This is a genomic window from Pseudoxanthomonas sp. JC1303 (genome assembly GCF_058448525.1).
In genome coordinates this window covers 115,595-136,180 of sequence record NZ_CP185958.1, presented here as the reverse complement: position 1 = coordinate 136,180, position 20,586 = coordinate 115,595, and the positions used below count along the sequence as shown (strand labels likewise).

The 20,586-nt window shown below is 69.2% G+C and carries 15 protein-coding genes; 14 read left to right on the top strand and 1 reads right to left on the bottom strand.

Annotation, left to right across the window (positions count from 1 at the left end):
- Nucleotides 1-79 precede the first annotated feature (79 nt).
- From aroC to ACORQU_RS00580, 11 genes are all read left to right on the top strand, one after another.
- The gene (gene aroC, locus ACORQU_RS00630) at nucleotides 80-1,183 is read left to right on the top strand and encodes a chorismate synthase (RefSeq protein ID WP_491642782.1); all 1,104 of its coding nucleotides are present in this window, start codon (nucleotides 80-82) and stop codon (nucleotides 1,181-1,183) included.
- The gene (locus tag ACORQU_RS00625; RefSeq protein WP_491642781.1) at nucleotides 1,176-2,228 is read left to right on the top strand and encodes a 2-hydroxyacid dehydrogenase; all 1,053 of its coding nucleotides are present in this window, start codon (nucleotides 1,176-1,178) and stop codon (nucleotides 2,226-2,228) included. Before aroC ends, ACORQU_RS00625 begins: the two co-directional genes overlap by 8 nt.
- Before the next feature lie 103 nt (nucleotides 2,229-2,331).
- Nucleotides 2,332-3,357: an aspartate-semialdehyde dehydrogenase gene (locus ACORQU_RS00620; RefSeq protein WP_491642780.1), complete on the top strand. Its 1,026-nt coding sequence runs from the start codon at nucleotides 2,332-2,334 to the stop codon at nucleotides 3,355-3,357.
- A 99-nt stretch (nucleotides 3,358-3,456) separates the two neighbouring features.
- Nucleotides 3,457-5,415 (top strand): FimV/HubP family polar landmark protein, encoded by a 1,959-nt coding sequence (locus tag ACORQU_RS00615; RefSeq protein WP_491642778.1) that lies wholly within the window; start codon nucleotides 3,457-3,459, stop codon nucleotides 5,413-5,415.
- Between the two features lie 23 nt (nucleotides 5,416-5,438).
- The gene (truA, locus tag ACORQU_RS00610; RefSeq protein ID WP_491642777.1) at nucleotides 5,439-6,230 is read left to right on the top strand and encodes a tRNA pseudouridine(38-40) synthase TruA; all 792 of its coding nucleotides are present in this window, start codon (nucleotides 5,439-5,441) and stop codon (nucleotides 6,228-6,230) included.
- Nucleotides 6,231-6,319: 89 nt separating this feature from the next.
- On the top strand, nucleotides 6,320-6,943 hold the full coding sequence (locus tag ACORQU_RS00605; protein WP_271645304.1) for a phosphoribosylanthranilate isomerase: 624 nt from the start codon (nucleotides 6,320-6,322) through the stop codon (nucleotides 6,941-6,943).
- Nucleotides 6,944-7,095: 152 nt separating this feature from the next.
- On the top strand, nucleotides 7,096-7,773 hold the full coding sequence (locus ACORQU_RS00600) for a hypothetical protein (RefSeq protein ID WP_491642776.1): 678 nt from the start codon (nucleotides 7,096-7,098) through the stop codon (nucleotides 7,771-7,773).
- 13 nt (nucleotides 7,774-7,786) lie between these two features.
- Entirely contained in the window at nucleotides 7,787-9,808 is a 2,022-nt protein-coding gene (locus ACORQU_RS00595) for a flotillin family protein (RefSeq protein ID WP_491642775.1), read from the top strand.
- Nucleotides 9,809-9,918: 110 nt separating this feature from the next.
- Nucleotides 9,919-15,258 carry a DNA repair ATPase gene (locus ACORQU_RS00590; protein WP_491642773.1) on the top strand — a complete coding sequence of 1,780 codons (5,340 nt, stop codon included), beginning with the start codon at nucleotides 9,919-9,921 and terminating at the stop codon, nucleotides 15,256-15,258.
- Nucleotides 15,255-16,034, top strand: a complete 780-nt coding sequence (locus ACORQU_RS00585; RefSeq protein WP_491642772.1) for a hypothetical protein — start codon at nucleotides 15,255-15,257, stop codon at nucleotides 16,032-16,034. The genes ACORQU_RS00590 and ACORQU_RS00585 overlap by 4 nt, the downstream gene beginning before the upstream one ends.
- A 17-nt stretch (nucleotides 16,035-16,051) precedes the next feature.
- Complete coding sequence (locus ACORQU_RS00580) at nucleotides 16,052-17,140, top strand: toxic anion resistance protein (protein ID WP_491642771.1); 1,089 nt, start codon at nucleotides 16,052-16,054, stop codon at nucleotides 17,138-17,140.
- A gap of 17 nt (nucleotides 17,141-17,157) precedes the next feature.
- On the opposite strand, the gene ACORQU_RS00575 is transcribed toward ACORQU_RS00580, so the two are convergent.
- Nucleotides 17,158-18,051, bottom strand: a complete 894-nt coding sequence (locus ACORQU_RS00575; protein ID WP_491642770.1) for a LysR family transcriptional regulator — start codon at nucleotides 18,049-18,051, stop codon at nucleotides 17,158-17,160.
- 96 nt (nucleotides 18,052-18,147) lie between these two features.
- Between ACORQU_RS00575 and trpB the strand changes: the two genes are divergently transcribed.
- From trpB to trpA, 3 genes are read left to right on the top strand one after another with little or no spacing between them, the layout of a single operon-like run.
- The gene (gene trpB / locus ACORQU_RS00570) at nucleotides 18,148-19,365 is read left to right on the top strand and encodes a tryptophan synthase subunit beta (RefSeq protein ID WP_271645311.1); all 1,218 of its coding nucleotides are present in this window, start codon (nucleotides 18,148-18,150) and stop codon (nucleotides 19,363-19,365) included.
- Between the two features lie 21 nt (nucleotides 19,366-19,386).
- Nucleotides 19,387-19,758 carry a DUF3144 domain-containing protein gene (locus tag ACORQU_RS00565; RefSeq protein ID WP_491642769.1) on the top strand — a complete coding sequence of 124 codons (372 nt, stop codon included), beginning with the start codon at nucleotides 19,387-19,389 and terminating at the stop codon, nucleotides 19,756-19,758.
- Nucleotides 19,755-20,567, top strand: coding sequence for a tryptophan synthase subunit alpha (gene trpA / locus ACORQU_RS00560; RefSeq protein ID WP_491642768.1), 813 nt, complete (start codon nucleotides 19,755-19,757; stop codon nucleotides 20,565-20,567). Before ACORQU_RS00565 ends, trpA begins: the two co-directional genes overlap by 4 nt.
- Nucleotides 20,568-20,586: the final 19 nt, after the last annotated feature.

Sequence of the window (20,586 nt, the reverse complement as noted above, 5' to 3'; positions counted from 1 at the left end):
GCTTGCTCGGCGGCCTTTCGTCGGGCGCACGGATCACACAAGCAGCCGAGCAAGCTCGGCGCTACATGGATCTTGGGTGATGAGCGCGAACAGCTTCGGCAAGCTGCTGACCGTCACCACCTTCGGCGAATCGCATGGGCCGGCGATCGGCTGTGTGGTCGATGGCTGCCCGCCGGGGCTGGAACTCAGGGCCGAGGAATTCGCACACGACCTGCAGCGCCGTGCCACCGGTAAGAGCCGCCATACCTCGGCCCGGCGCGAGGCCGACGAGGTCGAGATCCTCTCCGGTGTCTACGAAGGCCGCACCACCGGCACGCCGATCGGCCTGCTGATCCGCAACACCGACCAGCGCAGCAAGGACTACGCGAACATCGCCGCGCAGTTCCGCCCGGGCCACGCCGACTACAGCTACTGGCAAAAGTACGGCATCCGCGACCCGCGCGGCGGCGGGCGTTCGTCCGCGCGCGAGACCACCATGCGCGTGGCCGCCGGGGTGATCGCCAAGAAGTGGCTGGCCCAGCGATACGGCGTGACCGTGCGCGGCTTCCTGTCGCAGCTGGGCGAGATCAGGCCGGCCGGTTTCGACTGGAGCGCGGTGGAGGACAACCCGTTCTTCTGGCCGCATGCGCCACAGGTCGAGGACCTGGAAACCTACATGGACGCGCTGCGCAAGTCCGGCGATTCGGTCGGCGCGCGCGTGGACGTGGTGGCCGACGGCGTGCCGCCGGGCTGGGGCGAGCCGATCTACGGCAAGCTCGACGGCGAGCTGGCCGCGGCCCTGATGAGCATCAACGCGGTCAAGGGCGTGGAGATCGGCGACGGCTTCGCCAGTGCGGCGCAAAAGGGCACCGAGCATCGCGACCTGATGACGCCGCAGGGCTTCGCGTCCAACCACGCCGGCGGCATCCTCGGCGGTATTTCCACCGGGCAGCAGGTCGTCGCCTCGATCGTGCTCAAGCCCACCTCCAGCCTGCGCCTGCCGGGCGCCACGGTGGACGTGGACGGCAATGTGGTGGACGTCATCACCACCGGCCGCCATGACCCGTGCGTGGGCATCCGCGCCACACCGATCGCCGAAGCGATGATGGCGCTGGTGCTGATGGATCAGGCGCTGCGCCATCGCGCGCAATGCGGCGACGTCGGTGAGGTGTTACCACGCGTCCCCGGACGGATCGATGGCTGAATCGCGGCCCCGCGTCTGGGTGAGCCAGCCGCTGTTCGACGACATCGTCGACCAGCTGCGGGCGCATTCCGACGTGGAGACCACCCAGGCCGTGACCCGCTACACCTCGACGGACCTGGCCGAAAAGCTGGCCTCGCTGGAGGGTGCGGTGGTCACGCTCAACGAGCGCATCGGCGCGGCGGAGATCGCCGGCGCACCGCGACTGCGCGCGGTCGCCAATGTCGGCGTTGGCTACAACAATCTGGACATCGCGGCGTTGGGCGCGGCCGGCATCGCGGCGACCAACACGCCCGACGTGCTGACCGAGACCACGGCCGACCTCGGCTTCGCCCTGCTGATGGCCACGGCGCGCCGCATCACCGAGGCCGAAGCCTTCCTGCGCGCCGGGCAGTGGAACACTTGGTCGTTCACCAACCTGCTGGGTGCCGATCTGCACGGCAGCACGTTGGGCATCCTGGGGCTGGGCCGCATCGGCCAGGCCATCGCGCGCCGCGCCCGCGGCTTTGGCATGCGTGTGCTGTACCACAACCGCTCGCCGCTGGACGCCAAGGTCGAAGCCGAACTCGGCGCGTCCTACGTGTCCTTCGACGACCTGCTGAGCGGTAGCGATCACCTCATGCTGGTCGTGCCCTACACGCCGGCCGCGCATCACCTCATCGATGCCGGCGCGCTGGCGAAGATGAAGCCGACCGCCACCCTGGTGAACATCGCACGCGGCGGCCTGGTCGACGAAGTGGCGCTGGCCGACGCCCTGGCCAACGGCCGCCTGGCCGGCGCCGGGCTGGATGTGTTCGAAGGCGAGCCCACGGTGCGCCCGGAGCTGCTGGCGCTCAAGAACGTCGTGCTGACCCCGCATATCGGCAGCGCCAGCCTGGCCACCCGTCGGGCCATGGTGCAACTGGCCGTGGACAACCTGCTGGCCGCGCTAGGTTTCGGCCCGGATGCCGGCCGCCCGCCGTGCCTGGTCAACGCCGATGCGCTCGACGCCGCCAATGCCGGCGGCGCGACCGCGGGCGACACCAAAACCATCACGATCAAACGATAGGGAACCTGCCGCGTACGCAACGCCGGTGAGGTTCCCCGAACCCAAGGCTCCAGGTCCGTCGCGTCCTGTTTCCCCGATTAAACCTTTCCAAGAAGACACCCTCATGAGCAACGCAACCCGCACCTTCACCGTCGCCGTCGTGGGCGCCACCGGCGCCGTCGGCGAGACCATGCTGTCCATCCTGGCCGAGCGCGACTTCCCGGTCGGCAAGCTGATCGCCCTGGCCTCGGCGCGCTCAGCCGGCGGCACGGTCGATTTCAAGGGCCAGAAGGTCGACGTGCTCGACCTGGCCACCTTCGACCCGACCGGCGTGGACATCGCGCTGTTTTCCGCCGGTGGCGGGGTGTCCAAGGAGTACGCGCCCAAGTTCGCCGCCGCCGGTGCGGTGGTGATCGACAACTCCTCGACCTTCCGCTACGACGACGACGTGCCGCTGGTGGTGTCCGAGGTCAATCCGCATGCGGCCAAGCACCGCCCGCGCGGCATCATCGCCAATCCCAACTGCTCGACCATGCAGCTGATGCCGGTGCTGGCCCCGATTCACCGCGAGTACGGCATCACCCGCGTCAACGTGGCCACCTACCAGTCGGTGTCCGGCGCCGGGCGCTCGGGCATGGAAGAGCTGGGCAAGCAGACCGCGCAGCTGCTGGCCTTCCAGGAGATCGAGCCGCAGAAGTTCCAGGCCCAGATCGCCTTCAACCTGATCCCGCACATCGACGACTTCCAGCCCAACGGCTACACCAAGGAAGAGATGAAGCTGGTCTGGGAGACTCAGAAGATCCTGGAGGACAAGAGCATCCTGGTAAACCCGACCGCGGTGCGTGTGCCGGTGTTCTACGGGCACTCCGAGGCGGTCAACGTCGAGACCAAGAAGAAGCTCACCCCGGAGGCGGCGCGCGCCCTGCTGGCCGCCGCGCCGGGCGTGGAAGTGGTCGACGAGCACAAGGCGGGCGGCTATCCGACCCCGGTGACCCATGCCTCGGGCCAGGATCCGGTCTTCGTCGGCCGCATCCGCGAAGACTTCTCCCACCCCAGCGCGATCAACCTGTGGGTGGTGGCCGACAACATCCGCAAGGGCGCCGCGCTCAATGCGGTGCAGCTGGCCGAACTGGTCGCCGCAGGCGGCTGAAAGACCCGCCACGGCCGTGCCGATCGCCACACGCGTTGGCCGCGCCGGTCGTTGCCGGGCGGGGATCGGGACGCCCCGCTCGCGGCGGTGGATCGGTCCGTGTCCTGGGCCCGGGATTTCAACCTCCCGGGCCTGTACCGCTATAGTCGCGGCGTGAAATCGCAGGGGACGTTCTTGAAACTGGCTCGATTCAAACCCGTCGCGCGGGCGGCGCTGGCCGTTGCATTGTTGGCCATCAGCGGTGCTGCCATGGCCCTGGGCCTGGGCGAGATCCGGGTGAAGTCCAAGCCTGGCGAGCCGCTCGTGGCCGAGATTCCGGTGATCTCCAGCGCCCCGGGCGAACTGGACCAGCTGCGCGCGCGGCTGGCCTCGCCGGTGATCTTCGAGCGGGTGGGCCTGCAACGTCCGTCCGGGCTGGTCAGCCAACTGGACTTCGCCGTGGCGCTGTCCGACGACGGCAAGCCGGTCATTCGGGTGACCAGCCAGGACCCGGTGCAGACGCCGGCAGTCAGCTTCCTGATCGAGGTGGACTGGGGCCAGGGCCGCCTGGTCCGCGAGTATTCCGCGCTGGTCGGTGCGCCCGGTTCGGTGGCCGCCGCGGGGCAGCCAACGATCCAGGCGCCCACGCCGGCGCCTTCCAGCCGGATCCAGCGCCCGACCCCTGCACCGGCGCCCGTGCAGGATGCGCCGGCGCCTGAAGGCACGACGGCATCGACCGCGCTTCCGCCGCCGGCCCAACCTGCAGCTGCGCCCGCGCCTGCCGCCGTACCGGTGTCTGGCAGCGTTCCGGAGACGGTCACCGTGCGCCAAGGCCAGGCCCTGTCGCAGATCGCGCGCGGGCTGGCGCAGGGCGGCACCCTGGACCAGACGATGATGGCCTTGCTGCAGGCCAATCCCGAGGCCTTCATCGGCGGCAACATCAATCGCGTGCGCAGTGGCGCGGTGTTGCGGGTGCCGCAGGCCGAACAGATCCAGGCCCTGGCCGCGACCCAGGCCGCGGCGATGGTCCGGCAGCAGGTGTCCGACTGGCGCCAGGCGCGCCAGCCGATCCCGCAGCCGGCAAACGCGCTGGCTGAGCCGCCGGCACCGGCCTCGGGGACGGCGCCCAAGGTGGCCGAGGCACGACTTGAAATCGCACCGCCGGCGGCCGACTCCGCGCAGCGTGCAGGAACCACATCCGGCACCGATGCCGGAGGCGAGGGCGACATGCTGGCGAACGAACAACTGCGGCAGACCCGCGAGGACCTGGCCGCGCGCAATGCCGAGGTCCGGGAGCTCAAGGCCCAGGTGGCCGAACTGGAAAAGCTCAAAAGCCAACAGGCGCAGCTGCTGGCGATGAAGGACAGCGACCTGGCCGCCGCCCAGCAGCGCCTGGGGCAGGGCGCGCAGCCTGGGGTGCCGGTCTGGCTGTGGCTGGGACTGGCCCTGGTGATCGTCGGCCTCGCCGCCTGGGTGGTCCTGCGCCGCCGGAGCGGCCCGCGTCCGGTGCCGGTCTACAAGGGGCCGCTGGTGGCGCCAGCCCCAGTCACGCCGGCGCCGCGCGAGGAAGTCGAGGCGACGGCAGGGGACGGAACGCCAGATCCTGAGTTCGCGCCAACCCAGACGCCGGCCCCGCGCCACACCCCGAACTATGTCGACCCAGCTCCGGTCGCGTCCCACGACGCGTCGCCGTCGCCGGCCGTTACTCCGACCTGGATGAGTCCGACCGCCAAGCCGACCTGGCACACGCCCAATGCCCCGCAACCGACGTTGGCGCAGATCGTGCCGGCATCGGCATCGGCATCGGCGCCATCGCCATCGCCATCGCCATCGCCCGCCGAGGCGCCGGTTGTGGAAGCCGAGGTGGCACCGGCCGTAGTGCCCGTCCCGACGCCGGCGCCCGCGTCCACGCCCGCCGCCGCGCCGTCCGCAGGCGGGCGCGAGCGTCTGGAACTGGCCATCGCCTACCTCGACCTGGGCGATACCGAAGCCGCGCGTGCCCTGCTGGGCCAGGTGGCCGCCGGGGACGATCCGCAGGCCGCTGCCGAAGCCGCCCAGCTCCTGAACGAGCTGGGCTGAGCCCGCAGCAGGGGCCGCACGGGATGCGTTACGCGCTTGGCGTCGAGTACGACGGCGGCGACTTCCAGGGCTGGCAGCGGCTGGAGAAGCCTGGTGCGCCGGTGCATACACCCAGCGTGCAGTCCACGCTGGAAGCCGCCCTGTCGACCGTGGCCAACGCGCCGATCGACACGGTCTGCGCCGGACGCACCGATGCCGGCGTGCACGGCCAGTGCCAGGTCGTGCACTTCGAAACCGAGGTCGAACGCACCCCACGCGGCTGGACCCTGGGCGCCACCGCCAACCTGCCGCCCTCGATCTGCGTGCGCTGGTGCATGCCGGTGGCGCCTGATTTCCACGCGCGCTTTTCCGCGCGCGCGCGACGCTATCGCTACGTGCTGTTGAACCGCCCCGTGCGCCCGGCGCTCGGGCGCCAGCTGCTGTCCTGGGAGCGGCTGCCGCTGGATGCCGAGGCGATGAACCGGGCCGCACAGGCGCTGCTGGGCGAGAACGACTTCTCCGCGTTCCGCACCGTGCACTGCCAGGCCCGGCACCCGATGCGCGAGCTGCAGGCCATCCAGGTCACCCGCCAGGGCGAACAGGTGATCGTCGAGGTGCAGGCCAATGCCTTCCTGCATCACATGGTGCGCAATATCGTCGGCTCGCTGTTGGTCGTCGGGCGCGGCGAGCAGCCGGAGAGCTGGATCGCGCGCCTGCTCGCCGGCCGCGACCGCACCGTGGCCGGCCCAACTGCACCCCCGCAGGGGCTGGTCTTTGTTGGCCCGCTGTACGAGGCGCACTGGGGCCTGCCGTCGGAAGTCACGCTCGCCGGCTGAGCGATGCGTGCGGAGCGGAAAACGCGGTTGCAGCGAAGCGATGCGCTGCCCGCTTAGACTGGCAACCTGTGAATCGGCCAGGTTCCCCCATGCAGACGCGCATCAAGTTTTGCGGCATGACCCGTCCCCAGGACGTGCGCCTGGCGGTGGAACTGGGCGTGGACTACATCGGCCTGATCTTCGCGCGCAGCCCGCGCAGGCTTTCGATCGAGCAGGCGTGCGAACTGCGCGCGCTGATTCCCGACAGCATCGGCGCGGTCGCGCTGGTCATGGATCCGGGCGTGGAGGAGGTCGCGGCGATCGTCGAACACGTGCGCCCGGACCTGCTGCAGTTCCATGGTGGCGAGTCCGACGGTTTTGCCGCCGCGTCCGGCGTGCCTTTCCTCAAGGCCCTGCCGATGGGCGGGACGCTGCAGGCGGAGGCCGCCATGCAGGCCTACCCCTCGGCTTGGGGTTTCGTGCTCGACAGCCATGTGCCCGGCGGCACCGGTGGCAGCGGCAAGACCTTCGACTGGGCGCGCTACCCGCGCGCGGCCGGGCGCCCCTGCCTGCTGGCCGGCGGCCTGACCGCCGACACCGTCGGCAACGCGGTGCGCAGTGCGCGCCCGTGGGGCGTGGATGTCGCCAGCGGCATCGAGTCGGCCCCTGGCCACAAGGATCCAGAGGCGATGCAGCGCTTCGTGCAGGCCGTGCGCGAGGCCGATGCCGGCTGAGGCCGCGTGCCGCGCGTTGCCACCGCCACCCGTCGGCTGGAATAATCGGGAACGTGTCGCGCCAGGCTGGCGCAGCGACAAGGGGTCGCTCGGGGAAGGCACGCAGGACACCACGCGTGGCGCGAACCGCGCGGGGCAGGGGAATCGAAGGAATGCTGGAGTTTCTGTCTGTCGCATTGAGCTGGCCCACGTTGCCGTACAGCATCGTGCTGGGCTTCTCGGTCGCGTACTGGCTACTGGCCGCCACGGGCATCGTCGATGCCGATGGCCTGCACGGCGCCGATGTGCATCACACCGACCTCCATCTGGATGGCGACCACGCGCTGCACGGTGTCTCCGGGATGTTCGCCCGGCTTGGCCTGGGCGGTGCGCCGGTGATGCTGGTGGTGGCGCTGGTCGCCTTCTTTGGCTGGACGGTCACCTATTTTGGCCACCTGTTCTTCCTCGAGCATGTCGGTCCCGCGCTGCGCTGGGGGCTGGGGGCGCTGCTCGCGCTGGCGGCGCTGATCCCGGGCGTGGCCGCCAGCGCCCTGGTGCTGCGGCCGATCCGGCGCCTGTTGCTCAAGCTGCGTCCCATCGAGCAGGCCGCCATCCTCGGTCGCGCCGGCGTGGTGGTGTCGCCGCGCGTCGATGCGGCGTCCGGTCGCGCCAGCGTCGATGACGGTGGTGCCGGCCTGCTGCTGCAGGTGCGCACCGCGCCCGGCCAGGAACTCGCACGGGGAGACCGTGTGCTGCTGGTGGACTACGACGCCACCCACAACCATTACCACGTCGTCCGCGAGTCGGACGCGCTGTTGCCTGCTGCGTCGGATACGCGGCATCTGTCCTGAGGAGAAGTACCAGATGAGTTTTGCCACCCTTGCCCCGTTCGTGATCGGCGTCGGCATCCTGCTGGTGCTGCTGCTGGGCATCGCCGGCCTGTTCAAGGCCTTCTACCGCAAGGTCGACCAGGGCGTGGCCCTGATCGTCAATGACATGAGCGCCACGCCCAAGGTGCATTTCACCGGCGCGCTCATCATTCCGGTGCTGTACCGCGCCGAGCAGATGCAGATCAGCCTGATCACCCTGCAGGTGGACCGTCGTGGCAAGGAAGGCCTGATCTGCCGTGACAACATGCGCGCGGACATCGCCGTGGCCTTCTACCTGCGCGTCAACGAGACCCAGGCCGACGTGCTGCGCGTGGCCAAGGCCATCGGTGCCGACCGGGCCTCGGACAAGGACGCGGTCGATGAGCTGTTCAATGCCAAATTCTCCGAGGCGCTCAAGACGGTCGGCAAGAAGTTCGACTTCACCGAACTGTTCGAGAAGCGCCAGGAGTTCCGCGATGAGATCGTCGCGGTGATCGGCAACGACCTCAACGGCTATGTGCTCGAGGACGTGGCCATCGATTACCTGGAACAGACGCCCAAGGCGCTGCTGGATCCGTACAACATCCTGGACGCCGAGGGCATCCGCAAGATCACCGAGCTGACCGCTGCGCAGAACGTGGTGACGAACGAGCTGGAGCAGAACGAGCGCCTGGCCATCACCAAAAAGAACGTCGAGGCGCGCGAAGCGACCCTGGCGCTGGAGCGGCAGCAGGCCGAGGCCGAGGCCCGCCAGAAGCGCGAGGTGGAGACCATTCGCGCGCGCGAGGAGGCCGAGACGCTCAAGGTGCAGGAGGAGCAGCGCCAGCTGGCCGAGAACGCGCGCATCGAAGCGCAGCAGCTGATCGACATCCGCGAGCAGAACCGCCTGCGCGAGGTCGAGGTCGCCGAGCAGAATCGCCAGCGTGCGGTCGCCATCGAGGCTGAGCGCGTGGCCCGGGCGCGCGCGCTTGAGCAGGTCACCACCGATCGCGAGGTCCAGCTGCAGGGCGTGGAGCGCGACAAGGTCGTGGAGAACGGCAAGATGGACGTGGCCAACATCACCCGCGAGCGCATCGCCATCGACAAGACCGTGGCCCAGGAAGAAGAGCGCATCAAGGAGGTGCGCGAGGTCTCCGAGGCCGACCGCCAGAAGCAGGTCACCATCCTGGAAGCCGAGGCCAAGGCGCAGGAGCTGCTGGTGCGCCAGGTCAAGGAAGCGCAGGCCCGCGAGACCGCGGCCAAGCATCGTGCCGTGGAGCTGACCACCCTGGCCCAGGCCGAGTTCGAGGCCGCCGGCCGCCAGGCCGAGGCCAAAAAGGTCCTGGCCGACGGCATCCGCGCCGAGCAGGCCGCCCCCGGTCTGGCCGACGCCCAGGTCAAGGAGGCCTCCGCACTGGCCATCGAGAAGGTCGGCGTGGCCGAGGCGCGCGTGATCGAGGCCAAGGCCGAGGCCAACCTCAAGCAGGGCACCACCGAGGCACGCGTGCTGGCGCAGACCCTGGAAGCCCAGGCGCAGGGCGAGGAGCAGATGGGCAAGGCCAAGGCCAGCGCCACCGAATCGCTGGGCCTGGCCGAGGCCAGCGTGGTGGAGAAGAAGCTCTTCGCCGAGGCGCAGGGCCTGACCCGCAAGTTCGAGGCCATCGGCTCGCTCAGCGACACCGCGCGCGGCCACGAGGAGTTCCGCATGATGCTGGACACCAGCCTCAAGCAGGCCCTGGCGTCCATCGACGCCGGTCGCGAAGTGTCCAAGGAAAACGCCGAGGTCATCGCCACCGCGCTGCGCAACGCCGACATCGACCTGGTGGGCGGCGATGGCGGCATGTTCGACAACCTCATCAAGGCAGTCTCGCTGGGCAAGTCGATCGAGGGCCTGGCCGACAAGAGCCCGATCGTGCAGGACCTGATGCAGCGTTACCTGGGGGTGCAGCGTCCCGGGGCACCGGCGCGTTCCCTGGGCAACGGCGTTGGCGATGCTGATAAGGGCGCTGCGCACGGCGTCTCGCTGGACAACGCCTGATCGCGCGGGTGATGACCACGCACCAGAGTGGATGCGTGTCGCCGTGATCCCGCTAGGCCGCGCATCGGTGCGCGGCCGCTGGCCCGCCTGACGCAAGGAACCGCTGCACCATGTCCGATCCGCACATCGCTCCCGAGACGCCCGAGCAGGGCCGCGCACAGGGCCAGGTCGATCAGGCCGTCGCCCGTGGCGGCGCCTACGAGGTCCTGCGCCGGCGCCTGAGCGAGCAAGGGGCGCGCCTGCGCCAGGTGGTCGATGGCCTCAATGCACGGCGCCTGGCCGAGTTCGGCGACAGCCGCCTGGAGGTCGCAGGCCGTTTCCGCATCCGCACCGAGAACAACTGCGTCGGCCGTGACGTGGTCCAGGTCGGTGCGGACATGCTGCTGTTTGGCTACAACGTGTTCATCGGGTTGAAGCCCCAGACCTGGATCGAGGATGTGTTCGGCCTGTACCGGCTGGTGGAGGGAACCGAAGGCTACGACGTGGTGCCGGTGCCCGCAGCGGACAGCTTCCTGGGGCAGGCCGGCTTCGTCCACGACTTCACCGAGCTGTACGCCTACTACAAGCATGCCCGCCTGCTGCAGCTGATCGTGGAGGGCGGAAAGCTGCTGGCCGCCTTCCAGATCGGCGAGCGCAGTACCGATGTGCGTGTGTTCCGCTGGGCGATCGACAGCGACGGCACGCTGAGCTACCTGGACACGCGCGGCGAGCGCGACATCGCGCTGCCGCCGCCGTTCGATTTCGAATGGACCCGGGCCACGCGCGAGCTGGCCGTCACCGGCCGCCACGCGCATCTGAACATCCTCGACACGTTGTTCGTGGAAACCACCGGCGGCGACCTGACCATCAAGGTGGAGAACAACACCGAGACCGGGCAGGGCATCTACAGCGAACCGGTCGAGGACGCCACCCAGTCGCTTGACGATGCCCAGTTCGACTTTGCCCGGGTCGGCACGCTGGTCCTGCTCAAGGTGTTGCCCTATCGCGAGACCGCCTGGCGCGGACTGATCTACAACACCCTGACCGGGCACCTGGTGCGCAACGATGCCATCGTCCAGGCCTGCGTGCAGCTGCCCGAGGATCACGGCATCCTCTTCCCAGGCGGCTATTACCTGCAGGGTGGCGAGCACAAGGCCTTCGATGCCTCCATGGACGGGATGCAGTTCAAGCGGGCGATCCGCTCGCCCAACGGCGAGGACGTGCTCTACATCTTCTACGAACGCGAGGGCGGCCGGTCGGCGCTGTTCGTTTACAACACCATCCAGCGGGCGCTGCAGAACCCGGTGTTCGGGCACGGCTACGCGCTGCTGCAGGACGGGCGCATGGTGCTGTTCCACGCCGAGGGCGATCAACCCACGCGCATCCACCCGATGCAGGTGTGGCTGACGCCCTTCACCAGCGACGAGTTCGCCGCAGCGCGGCCGGCCAGCAACAGCTTTATGGGCCGGATCGGCAACGCCGAGCTGGTCCGGGGCATTTCCAACCTGCTGGGGCTGAGCCGCGATATCGAGGGTCGTGATGTCTCGGTGCAGCGTTACGAGCGCTTGGTGGGCGATGCGCGGCGTTTGTTCGATGCGCATCACTGGCTGGACGACGCGCATTGCGATGGGGCGGCCACGCTGCTGCGCGAGATCACCGCCACCGGCGAGTCGGTGCTGGACGAGTACGAAAAGGTCCAGGCCATCCGCCAGCAGTCCGACCAGGCCATGGCAGAGGCAGTGTCCGCGCACAAGGCGCTGCTGGCCCGCCTGCAGCCGGAGAACTGGACGGCGGTGCAGGAATTCGTCGATGCGCTCAATGCCATCGGTGCTCAGCGCGGACACCTGCTGACCATTCGCGAATACCGCTACATTGACACCGACGCCATCGATGCCATGGCCGCTGCCTTGTCCGAGGCGCATGCGCGCGTGGGCGCGGCGACCGGCGCGTTTCTCGCCGGCGAGGCCGCGCTGGTGCCGTTCAACGAACGCTTGGAGGCGATGGATGCCGGCGTGCAGGCCGCGAGCAGCGCGCGCCAGCTGGCCGAGCAGCTCGAGGCCATGCAGGCCATGTCGGCCGACCTGGACATGCTGTCCGAGCTGATGGCGGGGCTGAAGGTCGACGACGCCACCCAGCGTACGGTGGTGGTCGAGGCGATCTCGGCGATCTATGCGCGGCTCAACCAGGCCCGCGCGCGCGCCGAACAGCGGCGCAAGTCGCTGGGTTCGGCCGAGGCCGTGGCCCAGTTCGGCGCGCAGTTCGCATTGTTCGGCCAGGCCATCACCAGCGCGCTGTCGCTGGCCACCGATCCCGAGCGCGCCGACGAGCAGCTCTCGCGACTGATGGTCCAGCTGGAGGAGCTGGAAAGTCAGTTCGGCGAACACGAGCAGTTCCTGGGCGACATCCTGGCCAAGCGCGAGGAACTGATCGAGGCGTTTGAGACCCACAAGCAGGCGCTGCTGGACGATCGCCAACGCAAGGCGCAAGCGGTGATGGACGCGGCCAGCCGCATCCTCGATGGCCTGGGCCGGCGCACCGAGCGCTTCACCAGCGCCGACGAGCTCAATGCCTTCTTCGCCGGCGATCCACTGATCCTCAAGCTGCGCGAACTGGCCGAGCGCCTGCGCGGCTATCGCGACAGCGTCAAGGCCGACGACATCGAGTCGCGGCTCAAGGCCACCCGCGACCAGGCGGTGCGCGCGCTGCGCGACCGCAGCGAGCTGTTTGAGGCCGGCGGCAACGTGGTCAGGCTGGGGCCGCGCCACCGCTTCAGCGTCAATACCCAGCCGCTGGACCTGACCATCCTGCCGCGTGGCGATGCGCTGGCCCTGCACCTGACCGGCACCGATTTCCTCGAGCCGATCGACGACCCAGCGCTGGCACCGCTGCAGCCCTACTGGCAGGTGGCGCTGGATTCCGAATCCCCGGCGCTGTATCGCGGCGAATACCTGGCCGGCAGCGTGCTGGAAGCCGCGCTCGGCGGCCACGATGGCCTGGACCTGGCCACGCTGGCGCACCAAGCGGCCGAACCGGACGCGCTGGCCAAGGTGGTGCGCGACTTCGCCGCGCCGCGCTATCGCGAAGGCTACGAGCGCGGCATCCACGACCATGACGCCACCGCCATCCTGCGCGCGCTGCTGCCGCTCTACCAGGCGGCCGGTGTACTGGTGCATGCGCCGCTGCCGCGCGCCCTGGCCTGGCTGTTCTGGGCCACGCACCAGCACCGGCCTGATGTCGTGCACTGGGTCTCGCGACAGGCGGGCGCCGATGCCATCGCTCGCCTGTTCGGATCGCAAGCCGGTGTCGAAGCGCTGCAGGCCGAGATGACCGAGACCCTGGCCGGTTTCGTCGAGGCGCAGGGCTTGCCGTTCGATGCGGCCGTGTCGTCTGCCGCCGCTGCGTACCTGGCGGCGGAGCTGGGCCAGGGCGAGCCGACGTTCGCCGTGAGCCGCTATGGGCGCGGCCTGGTCGAGGCCCTGCACGCGCGTCTCGACCAGGCTGGGCTGCGCGAGGAGGTTGAACGCGCCTTGGCCCAGCCTGATGCGCGCCTGGCCGCGCGCTGGGCGCTGGCGGTGCAATGGCTGGACGGCCTGTGCCGCGATCCGCAGTTCGCTGCCCAGGCCGGCTACGTGGGCGAAGCCGCGGCGCTGCTGCTGGTTGGCGCCTCGCTGCGCACCCGGCCGGTCGAGTTGGCCCTGATGACCACGGTCGAAGGCCTGCTGGGCGAGCACCCGCGTGTGGTCGAGGGGCGGGTGGTGCTGTCGGTCGACGATTTCCTCGGTCGCATGCGCCAGCACCGCGCCGTGTTCGTACCCGGCTTCCAGCGTTACCAGGCTGTGCGCCAGCAGATCGTCTCGCGTGAACGCGAGAGCCTGCGCCTGTCCGAGTTCAGGGCCCGGCCGTTGTCCTCGTTCGTGCGCAACAAGCTCATCAACGAGGTCTACCTGCCGCTGATCGGCGACAACCTGGCCAAGCAGATGGGCACGGTGGGCGAGGACAAGCGCAGCGACCTGATGGGTCTGTTGATGATGATCTCGCCGCCGGGTTACGGCAAAACCACGCTGATGGAATACGTGGCCAGTCGCCTGGGCCTGGTCTTCATGAAGATCAACGGGCCGGCGCTGGGCCACCAGGTGCGCTCGCTGGATCCGGCGCAGGCGCCGGATGCCACCTCGCGCCAGGAGCTGGAAAAGCTCAACCTCGCGCTGGAGATGGGCAACAACACCATGCTGTATGTCGACGACATCCAGCACACCCATCCCGAGTTCCTGCAGAAGTTCATCTCACTGTGCGACGGCACCCGCCGCATCGAAGGGGTGTGGAAGGGCCGCAGCCGCATCTACGACATGCGTGGCAAGAAGTTCTGCGTGGTCATGGCCGGCAATCCGTACACCGAGTCCGGCGAAGTCTTCAAGATCCCGGACATGCTGGCCAACCGCGCCGACATCTACAACCTGGGCGATGTGCTCGGTGGCATGGAAGATGCTTTCACCCTGAGCTACATCGAGAACAGCCTGACCTCCAACGCGGTGCTCGCGCCGCTGGCCACGCGCGACATGGCCGATCTGTACCTGCTGGTCGACCGGGCGCGCGGCAAGGAGGTCTCCACCAATGCGTTGAGTCACGCCTACAGCGGCGCGGAAGTGAACGAGATCGTCGCGACACTGCAGCGACTTCTGCAGGTGCGCGACGTGGTCTATCGCGTCAACCAGCAGTACATCGCCAGTGCCGCGCAGGACGATCGCTATCGCACCGAACCGCCGTTCCGCCTGCAGGGCAGCTACCGCAACATGAACAAGCTGGCCGAGAAAGTCTCGCCGGTCATGAACGCCGCCGAGCTTCAGCAGCTGATCTCCGACCACTATCTGGGCGAGGCGCAACTGCTGACCACTGGCGCGGAAGAGAACCTGCTCAAGCTGGCCGAGCTGCGCGGCGTGCTGGACGAGGCCGGCGCCGCGCGCTGGGAACAGATCAAGCGCGACTTTCTGCGCAACAAGGCGATGGGTGCGGACGATGCCGATGTCGGTGGTCGCGTGGTGGCCCAGCTGGCCGATATCGCCGGCGGATTGGCGGGTCTGCGACCTGGGGCTGCGGAAAAGGTGGTGGATACGGGCAACCAGGCGCCCTGGCCGGCGGTGCTCGAGCTGCTCCAGCAGGTGGCTCAGGCGCGCGCGCAGGTGCCACCGAGCGACGCGCTGGTCCAGCTGCCGGCCACGCTGAGAGCGGCCATCGAGCCGCTGCTGCAGGTGGTGCAGGTAACCCAGCAGGCGCAGGCCCAGGCGAACGTTGCGCTGGCGAACCTGGCCGAGCTCGCGCGTGAGCAGGCACGAGCGCCAGCCGAACCGCCGGCACGTGCTCGAAGGGCCCGGTCGCCGGAGGAGCGACGCCTGGACGAAGCCCTGATCCGGCACTTCTATGGCGAAGCCGCCCCTGAATCGGCCGATCCCAACGAGGACACGCCGGCCTCGTGAACACATACGACGGCCCGCGGCTGCCCATGCCACCGGACGTGCCCTGCCCATCGGGAGATGTTGCTGCTGCGGCGGCGTACGGGCAGCCGGTGCTGGAGGCCATGGCCGCCGTCCCGCTGCCGCCGATGGCCGATGCCATGGCGGCGCTGGTGGCCGTGTTGGAACAGCTGCACCTGGGCCTGCAGGCGGTGAACCCCGGCGCGATCCGCCGCCGCAGTGGTTTCATTGGGCGTCTTCTCGGCCGTGACGTCGAGGCGCAGGTCCAGGCCGAGGCGCTCGCTGCCCGGCTGGGGGTGCTGATGCTGCAGGCCGATCGCCACGCTGCTGCGCTCCGGCATCAGGTGGTCGCATGCGGGCAGGCCTGCGCCGAAGGCGAGGGCGCCGCCAGCGCGCTGGATGCCTGGGTGCGGGCGGGCACGTTGCAGCTCGGCGCGAGCCGGGACGGTGCCACGTGGCAGCAGGCGTTGTCGGTGCGTCTGGACCATCTGCGCCGACTCGCCGTTCTGCGGCGCCTCGATGCGGCGCAAGCGCAGCTGCTCGGCAGTCAAGCCAAGGAGCTGCTGGCTCGTCACCAGCGCATCCGAGACACCTTGTTGCCCGCGTGGCGCCAGCAGGCCCTGTCAGGCTCTCTGGCAAAGGTGCCCGACCAATTGCGCCGCGCTCAGGACACCGCTGGCGACATCGCCCGTGAGGTGGCCGCCATGCAGGCTAGACTGCCGGCGATGCGCGTGACCGGCGCCAGCACCGACACGCATAACGAAGGAGACGTGCAATGATCCAGGATTCGCCCCACATGCCGCTGCCGACTGGCGCGGCGCCGACGACGGCCGCCACGCTGGACCCGGCGGTGTTCAGCGCCCTCGGGCTGACGCCGGCCGACCAAGGCCGCATCGAGGAGATCGCAAGTGGGCTGGAGGACCTCAGCCCGGGCAACTTGCACGTCTTCGGGCGCGAGGCCGCCGGCAAGACCGCCGCGTTCTCCACCCAGTTGCTCGACCAGGTCCGCAATCGCGACCTGGAGGCTACGGGCGACAAGCTGGGCGAAGTCGTGCGGATCGCCCGTTCGCTCAAGCTCGACGGGCTGGACGAGCGCTCGCGCGTCCCCGTCATTGGCGGGTTGATCGATCGCCTACGTGCCTCCAAGGGCGAACTGGTGCAGCAGTTCAGCGATACCAACCGTCAGATCGAGCAACTTCTGGGCGACGTCGGTGTGCAGCAGGCGCTGCTGTCCCAGCGGGTAGGGGAGTTCGACCGCATGCATGCCATTGTCCTGGACGAGCGCCATGCGCTGGGACTGCACGTGGCCGCGGGCAAGCTCCGCCTCGCCCAACTGGCAACCGAACAGCAGGCATTGGCCGGCCAGGAGGACCCGCAGGCACGCACACGCCGCAACGAGCTGGACAACGCCGTGCGCTTGCTCGATAAGCGGGTCGGTGACCTGACGGTGATGCAGCATGCCGCCGACCAGTCGCTGCCAATGATCCGGCTGATCCAGGCAAACGCCATCCAGCTGATCGAGAAGTTCAACGCCGTACGCGACATCACCATTCCCTCGTGGAAGCGCCAGTTCGCCATCCAGCTCTCACTCAGCGAACAGAAGAACGCGGTGGCGCTGTCCAATGCCATCGACGATGCGACCAACGAGATCATGCGGCGCAACGCCGACCTGATGCGCCAGACCTCGGTTGAGACAGCCAAGGCCAACCAGCGTGCGGTCATCGATGTAGCGACCCTGCGCCACGTGCACGAGCAGTTGATCGCCACCGTCGAAGAGGTGCGCAGCGTGCACCGCGAGGGCATGCAGCAGCGCCAGCAGGCCGAGGTGGAGCTGGCTCGCCTGCGCGAGGACGTGCAGCAGCGCTTGGCGGCGCCGACCGCTTGAACGCGCGCGCCGCTTGATTAGGCAGCGGGCGCCAGTTCCGCCCGGATCCAATCGGCCAGGACCAGCAGGCGTGCATCGGGTGTGCGGCGTGTGGTGCACAGCGCCCAGTGTCCGGCGGTGGGGGTAAAGCCCCACGGCGCTACCAGGCGGCCGCTGGCCAGGTCGTCGGCGACCAGCGGTTGTGGGGCGATCGCGACGCCCAGGCCGGAGGCGGCTGCTTCCAGCAGGTAATACAGATGCGGGAAGGCCTCGCCCAGTTGCAGGGCCTGCGGGTCCAGTCCGTGGGCCAGCGCCCACTGCGGCCAAGCCTGTGGACGCGAGGTGGTGTGCAGCAGCGGTTCGCCCAGCAGGGCAGACCCGGGCGCGTGCTGTAACCGGGGCAAGTGGGGATGGCGCGCACCGATCACCGGGCCGATCGCTTCGCCGGCCAGTTCCAGCACCTGCCAATCCGGCGGCCAGGGGGCTTGGCCGAGCAGCAACAGGGCATCGACATCGGCCAGGGCGCGTCCAGGCGATTCCTGGGCGGAGAAGTGCAGGCGCACGCCGGGCAGTGCGTGCTGCATCCGCTCCAGGCGCGGGATCACCCAGCGCGCCAGCACGCTGGCCGAGCAGCCCAGCACCAATGTGTCGCCGGCCGCGCCACGCTGCAGCTCGCCCCAGGCCTGGCCGAGCTGGGCGAACGCCTGGCCGCAGGCATCCCGCAGGCGGCGCCCGGCCGGGGTCAGGACCAATCCGCGTCCGACCCGGTCGAACAAGGGCTGTCCCAGGGCTTCCTCCAGCGAGCGCACCTGGCGACTGACCGCGCCATGGGTGACGTGCAGCGCCTCGGCCGCGCGGCTCATGCTTTCCAGTCGGGCGGCCACCTCGAAGGCGCGCAGCGCGCCGAGCGAGGGCAGGGCGAAGGTGTCCATATGTGAGTTTTTCTGACAGTTCGCTGCGATCTTATCGCTATTGCCCTCGGCGGCGCTGGGCTAGGATGGCCGTCTTCGCTTCAGACCGGTGCCGCCATGTCGACCTCGCCCATCCGTGACTTTCATGCCTTCCCGGACCCTGCCGGCCACTACGGCCGCCACGGCGGCCGCTTCGTCGCCGAGACCCTGATCGGCCCGCTGGAGGAACTGGCCGCCGCCTACGATGCTGCCCGCGCCGACCCGGCCTTCATCGCCGAATACGATCGTGACCTGGCCCACTACGTCGGTCGTCCCAGCCCGATCTACCACGCCGAGCGACTGAGCCGTGAGGTAGGCGGCGCGCAGATCCTGCTCAAGCGCGAGGATCTCAACCACACCGGCGCGCACAAGATCAACAACACCATCGGCCAGGCCTTGCTGGCCGCGCGCATGGGCAAGACGCGGATCATCGCCGAGACCGGCGCCGGCCAGCACGGCGTGGCCAGCGCCACGGTGGCCGCGCGCCTGGGCCTGGAGTGCGTGGTCTACATGGGCGCCACCGACATCGAGCGGCAGAAGATCAACGTCTATCGCATGCGCCTGCTGGGCGCGACGGTGGTGCCGGTGACCAGTGGTTCGGCCACGCTGAAGGACGCGCTCAACGAGGCCATGCGCGACTGGGTCACCAACGTGGCCGACACCTTCTACATCATCGGCACCGTGGCCGGCCCGGACCCGTATCCGCGCATGGTGCGTGACTTCAACGCCATCGTCGGTCGCGAGGCGCGCGTGCAGATGCTGGATCAGTATGGCCGCCTGCCCGATGCGATCACCGCCTGCGTGGGTGGGGGCAGCAATGCGATCGGCATCTTCCATGCCTTCCTCAACGATGCAGGCGTGAAGCTCTACGGCGCCGAAGCCGCCGGCGACGGCATCGAGACCGGCCGCCATGCCGCCTCGATCGCCGCCGGCCGCGTCGGGGTGCTGCACGGCAACCGCACCTATGTGATCTGCGACGACGACGGCCAGATCATCGAGACCCATTCGATCTCCGCCGGCCTGGACTATCCCGGTGTGGGTCCGGAGCACGCCTTCCTGGCCGATTCGGGCCGCGCGCAGTACCTGGGCATCACCGACGACGAGGCGCTGGCCGCCTTCCACACGCTGGCCCGCACCGAAGGCATCCTGGCCGCGCTGGAATCCAGCCACGCAGTCGCCCAGGCGATCAAGCTGGCGCGCGAGCTGCCCAGGGACCAACTGGTGCTGTGCAATCTTTCCGGGCGCGGCGACAAGGATGTCCATACCATCGCCGCCCACGACAACATCCAACTCTGAACGCCCGACAGGACCCGCACCATGGCAGATGACACCCAGACCAACCCGCCGCAGGGCGCGCCGGCCGCGCCGCAGCTCGATCCGGCGTTCTTCGACGTGGTCAACAAGTTCGTGCAGTTGGCCAACCGCCAGGGCGGCATCCACGGCGCCCAGCGCGCCAGCTACGCCGCGCTGCATGGCGTGGCCCGCTACAACTGCCACGCCTACCTGAGCGTGGAGCGCGATGTGCCGGGGACCCGCGCGGCATTCCTGGACTACATGAGCGGGCTGTACCGCAAGCTGCTCAACGAGCACCTCGACGCGCTGGGCGCCGAGCACGGCGTCGACGTCGGCGTGTCCGAACTGACCTATGCCGCGCCCGCGGACGCTGGCGCCCGGGACGCCGCCGAATGAACCGGCTCGAAGGCAAGTTCGAAGCGCTCAAGGCCTCCGGGCGCAAGGCACTGGTGCCCTTTGTGACCGCTGGCGACCCTTCGCTGGAGGCCACTGTGCCGGTGATGCGCGCCCTGGTCGAAGCCGGCGCCGACGTGATCGAGCTGGGCGTGCCGTTCTCCGATCCGATGGCCGATGGGCCGACCATCCAGCGCAGCTCAGAGCGCGCGCTGGCGCGCGGGGCCGGGCTGCGCTTCGTGCTGGAGGCGGTCAACGCCTTCCGCCAGATCGACGCGACCACGCCGGTGGTGTTGATGGGCTATCTGAATCCGGTCGAGATCCACGGGACGCAGCGCTTCGCCCGCGAAGCCGCAGCCGCCGGCGTGGACGGCGTCCTGTTGGTCGACCTGCCTCCGGAAGAGGCCAGCGATACCCTGGCGGTGTTCGAGCCGTACCGTCTGAAGCTGATTTCGCTGGCCGCCCCGACCACCTCCGATGCGCGCATGGATCTGCTGTGCGAACAGGCGCAGGGGTATCTGTATTACGTCAGTTTCGCCGGCGTGACCGGGGCCTCCGACCGCCTGGACACGCAGGCCGCGGGGCAGCGCTTGCAGGCGTTGCGGTCGCGGTCGCGGGTGCCGGTGGTGGCGGGCTTTGGCATCCGCGACGCCGCCAGTGCGGCGGCCATGGCGGTCCAGGCCGATGGCGTGGTGGTCGGCAGCGCCCTGGTTGGCGCGATCGCCGAAGCCGACAGCCCGGTCCGGGCAGCTGAACTGGCGGGGAACTTCCTGCGCCCGCTGCGTGAGGCGCTGGATCGGGGGCTGAGCTAAACTGCCGCGCTTGATCCCG